The sequence below is a fragment of the Micrococcus sp. KRD070 genome, from assembly GCF_017168435.1.
Lineage (GTDB): Bacteria > Actinomycetota > Actinomycetes > Actinomycetales > Micrococcaceae > Micrococcus > Micrococcus luteus.
The window spans coordinates 36,525-45,064 of sequence record NZ_JABFNH010000007.1; the positions used below are offsets into that span (position 1 = coordinate 36,525).

Annotated in this window: 8 protein-coding genes and 1 pseudogene; 5 read left to right on the plus strand and 4 right to left on the minus strand. The window is 69.3% G+C overall.

Annotated elements, in window-relative coordinates; translation table 11 throughout:
• Positions 1-120: 120 nt before the first annotated feature.
• A pseudogene (locus tag J1M38_RS02290) lies at positions 121-255 on the minus strand (ArsR family transcriptional regulator); the annotation flags it as partial.
• Positions 256-333: 78 nt separating this feature from the next.
• Here J1M38_RS02290 and J1M38_RS02295 point away from each other — a divergent pair.
• The 3 genes from J1M38_RS02295 to J1M38_RS02305 all read left to right on the plus strand — a co-directional run bounded on the left by J1M38_RS02295 (position 334) and on the right by J1M38_RS02305 (position 1,824).
• Positions 334-708 carry a helix-turn-helix transcriptional regulator gene (locus J1M38_RS02295; RefSeq protein ID WP_041103922.1) on the plus strand — a complete coding sequence of 125 codons (375 nt, stop codon included), beginning with the start codon at positions 334-336 and terminating at the stop codon, positions 706-708.
• Positions 708-1,619, plus strand: a complete 912-nt coding sequence (locus J1M38_RS02300; protein ID WP_002854089.1) for a cation diffusion facilitator family transporter — start codon at positions 708-710, stop codon at positions 1,617-1,619. Before J1M38_RS02295 ends, J1M38_RS02300 begins: the two co-directional genes overlap by 1 nt.
• A gap of 64 nt (positions 1,620-1,683) precedes the next feature.
• Positions 1,684-1,824, plus strand: a complete 141-nt coding sequence (locus tag J1M38_RS02305; protein ID WP_002854087.1) for a hypothetical protein — start codon at positions 1,684-1,686, stop codon at positions 1,822-1,824.
• Between the two features lie 271 nt (positions 1,825-2,095).
• Here the strand turns inward: J1M38_RS02305 and merA are convergent, their stop codons facing one another.
• A complete protein-coding gene (gene merA / locus J1M38_RS02310) occupies positions 2,096-3,559 on the minus strand; it encodes a mercury(II) reductase (protein ID WP_052520066.1) in 1,464 nt (487 codons plus the stop codon).
• A 56-nt stretch (positions 3,560-3,615) separates the two neighbouring features.
• Between merA and J1M38_RS02315 the strand changes: the two genes are divergently transcribed.
• Entirely contained in the window at positions 3,616-4,005 is a 390-nt protein-coding gene (locus J1M38_RS02315) for a heavy metal-responsive transcriptional regulator (RefSeq protein WP_036382791.1), read from the plus strand.
• A 453-nt stretch (positions 4,006-4,458) separates the two neighbouring features.
• On the opposite strand, the gene J1M38_RS02320 is transcribed toward J1M38_RS02315, so the two are convergent.
• The gene (locus tag J1M38_RS02320) at positions 4,459-5,475 is read right to left on the minus strand and encodes a CNNM domain-containing protein (protein WP_036337237.1); all 1,017 of its coding nucleotides are present in this window, start codon (positions 5,473-5,475) and stop codon (positions 4,459-4,461) included.
• Complete coding sequence (locus tag J1M38_RS02325; protein WP_036337238.1) at positions 5,475-6,896, minus strand: hemolysin family protein; 1,422 nt, start codon at positions 6,894-6,896, stop codon at positions 5,475-5,477. The genes J1M38_RS02320 and J1M38_RS02325 overlap by 1 nt, the downstream gene beginning before the upstream one ends.
• A gap of 1,357 nt (positions 6,897-8,253) precedes the next feature.
• On the opposite strand from J1M38_RS02325, the gene J1M38_RS02330 reads away from it, so the two are divergent.
• Positions 8,254-8,517: a phosphoribosyl-ATP diphosphatase gene (locus tag J1M38_RS02330; RefSeq protein WP_010078767.1), complete on the plus strand. Its 264-nt coding sequence runs from the start codon at positions 8,254-8,256 to the stop codon at positions 8,515-8,517.
• Positions 8,518-8,540: the final 23 nt, after the last annotated feature.

Here is an 8,540-nt window from a genome sequence, read left to right on the forward strand (position 1 = left end):
CGCGGCCGGTCCGGGTCGGGAGCATCGGGGCGATCAACTCCCATTGGGCGTCGGAGAGCATCTGGAACCGGGACATGTCCCCAGGGTCTCAGCTGACTCGTGCATCTATTCTCAGACACGCCCTAGGTCGCGGGCGAGTACCGCCGGGTAGCTCGGGCCCTCGAGGAGTGTCATGAGGATGCGGGAGCGGGTCGGGTCGGCCATCGCCCGGCCCAGCCGGTTCATCACGTCCAGCCGCGAAGCAATAGTCAGCATGCGCTGACCATACAGAACCTGCTGACCTCTCGTGTGTGGCTCCCGCTGCTGATATCTGCATAGGTGTATGGTCGTGGCATGAGTGTGACGCCGTTGGATTCGTGTCAGGTCACCGCCGTCCATCCGGAGAAGGTGGCGCTGACCCGGGAGAGGATCCCCGACGAGCGCGAGGCCGGCAGGTTGGCCGGGCTGTTCAAGCTCCTGGGGGACCCGCGCCGTGCCCGGGTGCTGTATGCGTTGCTGGAGGCCGGCGAGCTGTGCGTGTGTGACCTGGCGGCGTCGGTCGATGTCGCGGAGGCGTCGGTGTCCCAGGTGCTGCGGGTGCTGCGTTCCGCTGGGGTGGTCGAGAACCGCCGGGAGGGGCGGATGGTGTACTACCGCCTCGCTGACGGGCATGTGCGGATGCTGCTGGACGTCTCCCGTGAGCACGCCCGCCACGAGGGGCAGGGCTGATGGGGGCGGGACACAGCCATGCCCCGGCGACCGGGCATGCCGGTGGCCGCTACCGTCGGCGGCTGGCGGGGGCGTTCGCCCTGACGGCGGGCTTCTTCCTGATCGAGCTGGTCGCGGGGCTGGTGTCGGGGTCGTTGGCGCTGCTGTCGGATGCCGGGCACATGGCTGCCGATGTGGTGGTGCTGGGTGCGGCGCTGCTGGCGACGCGCATCGCGAGCCGGCCGGACTCCACGGGGCGACGCACCTATGGCTCCTACCGGGCCGAGGTGTTCGCCTCGGCGTTGGCGGTGCTGGCGATGCTCGCGGTCGGGGTGTACGTGGTGGTCGAGGCCATCAGCCGGCTGGGCGACGCGCCGGAGGTGGCCTCCGGCGCCATGCTCGCGGTCGGCTTCGCCGGCCTGGTGATCAACATCATCTCCATGCTGCTGCTGCGCAGCGGGGCCAAGGACAGCCTGAACGTCAAGGGCGCCTACTACGAGGTGATCGCCGACGCCGCCGGGTCGGTGGGTGTCATGGTCGCCGGCGTGCTGATCATTCTCACCGGCCAGCCGATCTGGGACGTCGTGGTCGCGGCGCTCATCGCGGTCTTCGTCATCATCCGGGCGGTGGTTCTGGGCAGGCAGGTGATCGCGGTGCTGGGCCAGCACGCCCCGGAGGGGGTGGACCCGGAGGACGTCGCCGGTGACCTGGACGCGGTCGAGGGGGTGGAGGAGGTCCACGACCTGCACCTGTGGACCCTGACGTCGGGGATGAACGTGGCCACGGCCCACCTGGTCGCTGACCAGGGCGCGGACCACGGCGCCGTGCTTGCCGGCGCGCGCCGGGTGCTGCGCGACCGTTACGGTATCGCCCATGCCACCTTGCAGGTGGAGGGCGCCGGCAGCGACGGCTGTCACGACCTGAGCTGGTAGCACTCGGCACGGAAGCCCGCTCGCGAGAGCCGCACATGCTTGAGCAACGTCTTAGGAGCGCGCGATGACCGCGAAGCACGGCAAGGGCCCCGGGCCGGACGAGGGCCAGCGGCCGGCCCGGCGCGGGGTGGTGCTCACCCTGCTGGGGATCGGTCTGGTCGCCGCGGCTTACGTGGTGACGATCGTGGTCATGGTGGTGCGGTGACGCGGCCCAAACGGACCGCGGCCTCATGGCGGCGCCGCAAGGCGGTCATCGCGTCGTCCAGTGCTGTCCTCGTCGGGTCGAGCACGTAGAGGTCGTGAAGACGTCCAGATATAGGCCTGGGACGGGAGTTCTTGCATCGACTGAACTCCCCGGTGGTTGCAGGTCCGATACGCAGGGGTGCCAGTAAGTAGGGCTGATCGGCGCCCATTTTCTTGTCTCGCGCCCCGGGGCGAGGCGGTCCCCTATCGGTGTCCCTGTGTGCGGGGCAGGTTCACGCCGCGCAGCAGGAGAGCTTGGCGATGTCGGTGGTGAAGGCCTGCGCGGTGAGCTTGAGGCCTTCGGCCATGGTCAGGTAGGGGCTCCAGAGGTTGGCGACCTGGCTGGTGGTCATGCCGGCCTCGAGCATGTAGACCCCGGCGGCGGCGAGGTCGCCGGCGTCCTGGGCCAGGGCGGTAATGCCGATGATGCGGCCGGTGTCGGCGTCGGTGACCATCTTGATGAACCCGCGGGTGTCGCGGTTGACGATCGCGCGTGGGACGTGCGCGAGTGACAGGACACGGCTGTCGTAGCGGATCCCGGCAGCGGAGGCCTGCCGTTCGGTCATCCCGACGGCGGCCAGGGCGGGGCTGGTGAACACGACCCGGGGCAGGTGGCGGTAGTCGACCTCGAGGCCGGCGCCGGTGAGGGCGTTGTCGGCGACGAGGGCGCCGTGGGCCGCGGCGACGTACACGAACTGACGGTGGGCGGTGACGTCACCGGCAGCCCAGACGCGCGGGTTGGTGCTGCGCAGATGGCTGTCGACGACCACCTCGCCGTGGTCGCCGGTGCGCACGTCGACGGTGTCGAGACCGAGCGTGGCGGTGACCGGGCGGCGCCCGGTGGCGACGAGTACCTCGGCCGCCCGGAGTTCCTGTGAGCCGTCAGTGGTGGTGGCAGTGACCGTGACCTCGCCGGTGGCCGGGTCGCGGCGGACCGCGCTGGGCACCGCGCCGCGGATGATCTGGATGCCTTCGTCCGTGAAGATCTCATCCAGGGCGGTGGACGCCTCGGGTTCTTCCTGGGACGCCAGCCGTGAGCGGACCAGCATGGTGACCCGGACGCCGAGCCGAGCGAAGAGCTGGGCCTGCTCCATCGCGACGTAGCCGCCGCCGATGACCAGCAGCGACTCCGGGACGTGGTCCAGTTCCATCGCGGTGGTCGAGGTCAGGTAACCGGCCTCCTGCAGGCCGGGGACCGGCGGCGCCCAGGGCCTGGAGCCGGTGGCGATGAGGTAGTGCGCGGCCCGGACCGTCTCCACCGTGCCGTCAGGGCCGGTGACGCGCAGTGCCGGCTCGCTGGGTGTGCCGACGAACGTGGCGTCCCCGGGGTGGAGATCCCATCCGTACTCGGTGGCCAGGTCCAGGTACTTCTCGCCACGCAGTGACCCGACGAGCCGATCCTTGCCGGCGATCAAGGCGGGCATGTCGACCGGCCGGACTTCGGGGAGCGGCAGGCCGGGGAACCGGGAGGCGTCGAGTGTGACGTGGCGGGCCTCGGCGGTCGCGAGCAAGGCCTTGGAGGGCACGCACCCGGTGTTCACGCAGGTACCGCCGACGGTGCCACGCTCGATCATCACCACCCGTCTGCCGAGGTTGGTGGCGCGGATCGCGGCCGCGAACGCCGCCCCACCGGACCCGATCATTGCCAGGTCATACGACCTGCTGTTAGCCGTTGCCGTCATGAACTCCTCCTTCATCGCCCTCAGGATCGACCTTCCAGTGCACTGGAAGGTCAAGGGGGAGAATGAGTGGCATGCGGATCGGTGAGGTGGCTCGGGCGTCGGGCACGACGAGCAAGACCCTGCGGTACTACGAGGAGGTCGGGCTGCTACCCGCCGCGGACCGCACCCCGGCGGGCTACCGGGACTACGGCGCCGAGGTGCTCGACCGGCTGGACTTCATCCGCCGGGGGCAAGCGGCCGGGCTGACCCTGGCCCAGATCGGTCAGGTGCTGGACATCCGCGACCGGGGGCAGGCCCCCTGCCGGCACGTCACCGACCTGCTCGACACCCGCCTTGATGTGATCGACCGGCAACTCGCCGAGCTCGCGCAGCTACGCACCACGATCGCCGACCTGCGCGAGGACGCCGCCGCCGGCGACCCGGCCACGTGCTCCCCCGAGGATGTCTGCCGCTACCTGTGACACCGAAGTTCACGGGCCCGTGGCAGCGCATGGCGGCCCACTCTGTTGCGTTGGGGTGTTAGACCTTTCGCAACGGTTCTGTTGCGCGGGGTGCACCCTATCGCGACGCCTATTCCTCCGGCCTGCCGTCGGCCGCTGTCCCGGTGAAGGATCGGCTTGCGGAACGTGAGCCTCACTCGCAGCGCCCTCTTGCCCGCGTGCTTGGAGGCCGCCACTGAGCTCCGACAGAACCCCGCCATATAGCGGCGCAAGCCACACATGACACCGGGCGGCACACCGAGCAGCCGCCACAAACGACCGATTTAGCCGTTACACGCCCGTGAGTCGGAGCATGACTGAGCCCATTGAGGCCGGAATGGGGGGCGAGGCCACTGTGCCGATTCTGATTCTTTGTCCACACCACCGCGGGGGCCGTTTCAGCGGCCCCCGCGGTGGTGTTGCCGAGGTGTGGACTCAAGCCGCGCGGGGCAACACTCCGCGCAAGACGTCGGTGAGGGTGACGACCCCAGTGAACCGGTTGTCCTGGGTTACTGCGGCCAGCTGGCGGCTGTTGCGGCGCATGGAGGCAAGTGCTTCGTGCAACGGTGTGGTGGAGGGCAGCGTCAGAGCCTGCTGGATAAGCGGCTGGATTGGCGCAGAAGGCTCCATCGTGAGGGTGTCCCGCACGTGGACGACGCCCGGAACGCTCTCAGGGGTATGGTCCGGCTGGACCAGGATACGCAAGTGCCCTGAGCACGCAGCGGCATTCTGGACCGCCTCGACGTCGGCGTCGGGGGCGACCTTGACCGGGTGCTGACCCTGGGGGAGGAGGTCCCCGAGAGTGAGGGTCTGAAGGTCCAGGGCACCGGCCAAGGCTTCATGGTTCTGCCGGTCCAGGGTGCCGGCGGCGGCGGAGTGCTCAACCAGCTGACGAATGGCCGCTGCGTCGTAGCCGCCCACGGCGGCTTGGTCCACGGGGGTGACGCCGCTGAGGGTCACCAGGCGGTTGGCCAGCCGGTTGGCCAGCAGCAGCAGGGGGCGAACGGTCCAGACGAAGGCGCGTGCGGGCACGGCCACGGCTTTGGCTGCGGTCTCGGGGTGGGCAATGGCCCAGGACTTGGGGGCCATCTCCCCGATGACCAGGTGAAGGAAGGTCACGGCCAGCAAGGACAGGACGAAGGAGGCGGTTCCGGCTGCCGCTGCGGGGATGCCCCAGTCCTCCAGGACGGGGCCGAGCCATGCGTCGACGGCCGGCTTGGTGATCGCCCCCAGGGCGAAGGTGCACAAGGTGATGCCCAACTGGGCTGCGGCGAGCATGAGGGTCAGCTCGTCGACTCCCTTGAGAGCGGCCCGCGCGGCGCGGCTGCGTCCTGCCTCGGCCTCTAGCCGGTGCCGGCGGGCGCCCAGCAGGGAGAACTCCATGATGACGAAGATCGCGCTGAGCACGATCAGCGCTGTGGTCACGAGCATGACGATCAGTGGACCGTGCATCATCGCTCCTCGTCCGTGGTGGCGTCGGGCTGGGCCTCGTGGGCGGCATGGCTGCCGGCGGTGTCAGAGCGGGGCACCTCGATGAGGTGGATCCGCAGTCGAGCCGGGACCCTGCGTTGGATGGAGAGGACCTCGACCTGCAGGTGGCGGTCGTAGACCTCCTCAGCCCCGAAGTCTCGTGGGTCCTCGGGCAGGTCGATCGTGATGACCTCGCCTTCCCGGGGCAGACGGCCCAGAGCGTCGATGGTCAGACCGGCGGCGGACTCGGCCTCGGTCACGGGCAGGGGGTGCCCGACGAGGCGCTCGAGCTCGTCCAGGTGGGCCTCTGCGCTCAGGACCCAGGAGTGCAGGCCTGTGGCGGTGATCTCCTCCTGGGGGTGCAGGTCGTGCTCGTCCGTGAGCTCGCCCACGAGCTCCTCCGCGAGGTCTTCCACTGTGAGCACGCCGACGAAGCCGCCGAACTCGTCCACGATGCACGCCATCTGCTGCCCTGAGCCGTCGAGCTCCCGGGCTGCGTCGGGCAGGGACATCATCGTGGGCAGCACCAATGCAGGGCGCATCAGGGCGGACACGGGGGTGTCCGGGGCCATCCGGGTCTCACCGAGCAGGTCGGTGAGGTGGACTACCCCGAGCGGTTCGTGTTCGTTCGAGATCACCGGGTAGCGGGTGTGGCCGGTGGCCATCAGGTCGCGCACCTGAGCCAGGGAGGTCTGGGGCTGAACCTCGTCCACACGCGAGCGGGGCACCATCGCGTGCTGCACGTCCTGGTCTGGGAAGTCCAGCACCCGGTCGATCAGGACGGAGACCTCCGCGGGCAAGGATCCGGAAGCTCTGGAGTCCAGGGCAATGCGGTCCAGGTCCTCGGCGGAGGCGGTGCTGTCGACGTCGTGCACTGGCTCGATGCGCAGGAGCTTGAGCAGCACCTCGGCCGCCTTGTCGAAGACCCAGATGAGCCAGCCGAACAGGCCGAGGTAGATCTGTGTGGGCCGGGCCAGAGCGCGGGCCAGGGGCTCGGGGTTGGCGATGGCCAAATTCTTGGGGTATAGCTCGCCGATGATCATCTGCACCAGGGTGGCCACCACCAGTACGCCCAGCGTGGAGATGGCGATGACCACTTCAGAAGGCAGTGCGGTGCCGCCGAGCAACTCGGTCAGGGCCGCACCCACCATCGGCTCTGCCACGTAGCCCACCATGAGGCCTGTGACCGTGATCCCCAGCTGCGCGCCGGAGAGCATGAAGGAGGTGCGGCGAGTGACCTGCAGTGCGCGGGCGGCGGCGCGGTCGCCGGCCTTGGCAGCGGTCTGCAGGCGGACGCGGTCTACAGACATGTACGCGAATTCCTGGGCCACGAAGAAGCCGTTGGCGGCGATGATCGCCAGGATGATGAGGGATCCGAGGATCAGTGTCAGGACTGGATCCATGCCTGAGTCACCTCCCCACGAGGTGCAGGCGACCCCGCCAGCTGCGGGGTGGGGTGGGGGTGACGCTCGGACTGTCACCAGGGCAGGCGGCTGGGCCGTCGCTCATGTATTCAGGGGCTCCATAAAGGGTCGAATGAATAATGGCGGCACATTACCACCGGTAACCGGTCGCAGGGCAAGGTGGGGTGTGGCCTCGCCGCCGACATCGGGCATCTGCCCGCCAGGATGTCCAGCCGGGTATACCCCTTTACACGCCCCGTCCGCCCACGAGAGCATCACGTCAGAAACGGTCCCAAACCGAGCTGTTGGACAGAAGTGTCGGAGGGTCTGAGACGTGGTGGGACAGACCGTCGGGTGCGTGTGAGGCCACCCCCGTGGGAGTCGGCCGACGCCCCGCACCCACGAACGTCGGCTCACGTCAGGGCGAGCATGGCGACGCGCCGAGGGGACGGGCGCCGAAGCCTTCTCCCGATAGAACGAGCACGTGGCGAGCCGGTGGTTGAGGGGGCCCGGCACCAGGTCTGCGACGAAGGCCCATGAGGATCTCCAGCCCCGGAAGCCAGGCTCCAGCGCTGGGCAGCTCGGCACTGCTGGGCAGCCGAGCCATCTCCACGAGCTGCGCATCACCGGGATCCCGCTCCCATTCCATGCCTTCCACCGCATTGCCCGTGGCCACCCGCCAGCGGGAGAGGATCTTCTGCGCTCGCTGCAACCGGGCGCTCACTCGGTGTGCGGGACGGGATGGGTCGCCTTCATCGTGGTGGGTCATGCTCCAGTTCGCGGGTCCGAGCGCGGGGCTCTGCTCCTCGTCCGGGAAGGGGAGGAGGGCCACGACGGCTACCCCCAGATCCTCTCGCCGCATCATTCCTGTTCTCCGTCGGCGACGTGGGCGCGGCCGCGCCGCCCGCCGGTGACCTCCAGGGCCTGGACCCGAGGCCCGGACGCGTGGACAGTCGACGAGATGGATGTGTGCGTCGCGGAAGAGATCTGGTGCGGTGGGCCCGGGCGGGGTTCGGGGCAGTGATCGACCTGGTGGTGTCTCAGGTGTGCAAGGAGCGGTGTCGTCGCTGGGGTCAGAAACGAGCGTGTCGTGCCCACCTGTCGGAGGTCGCCCGGGCCATGCGTGCGGACCGGACGGGCACGTTCAGCCCGTCATCCCCACGTCCACGGCCGCCTCGCGCGCGTGCCCCGATGGGAGTGAAGGAACGTGCAGACATGGGAGGGGGAGGACGCTGAGCGGCCGGCACGTCCCACGTGGGCCCGTAGGTGCAGCGCGTGGCGAAGACCCCGCCGTCCCGTACGTCACAATGACCGACTCCGGTCTGGGCTGGAGGGGCAGGGTCGCTAGGGTGGTCCCGTGAAGACCTTCGACGAGCTGTACGCGGAACTGACGCGCAAGGTGCAGGAGCGCCCCGAGGGCTCCGGCACCGTGGCCCAGATCGACGCCGGCGTCCATGCGATCGGCAAGAAGGTCGTCGAGGAGGCGGCCGAGGTCTGGATGGCCGCCGAGTACGAGTCGGATGAGGCCGCCGCCGAGGAGATCTCGCAGCTGCTGTACCACGTGCAGACCATGATGATCGCCCGCGGCATCAGCCTCGAGGACGTCTACCGCCACCTCTGAGGCCGCCGGCCCCGTTCCCCGCC

Excerpts from the sequence above, each read along its gene's own strand:
- J1M38_RS02295 (WP_041103922.1), top strand. The coding sequence starts at position 334 with ATGAGTGTGACGCCGTTGGATTCGTGTCAGGTCACCGCCGTCCATCCG.
- J1M38_RS02300 (WP_002854089.1), top strand. The coding sequence starts at position 708 with ATGGGGGCGGGACACAGCCATGCCCCGGCGACCGGGCATGCCGGTGGC.
- J1M38_RS02305 (WP_002854087.1), top strand. The coding sequence starts at position 1,684 with ATGACCGCGAAGCACGGCAAGGGCCCCGGGCCGGACGAGGGCCAGCGG.
- merA (WP_052520066.1), bottom strand. The coding sequence starts at position 3,559 with ATGAAGGAGGAGTTCATGACGGCAACGGCTAACAGCAGGTCGTATGAC.
- J1M38_RS02315 (WP_036382791.1), top strand. The coding sequence starts at position 3,616 with ATGCGGATCGGTGAGGTGGCTCGGGCGTCGGGCACGACGAGCAAGACC.
- J1M38_RS02320 (WP_036337237.1), bottom strand. The coding sequence starts at position 5,475 with ATGCACGGTCCACTGATCGTCATGCTCGTGACCACAGCGCTGATCGTG.
- J1M38_RS02325 (WP_036337238.1), bottom strand. The coding sequence starts at position 6,896 with ATGGATCCAGTCCTGACACTGATCCTCGGATCCCTCATCATCCTGGCG.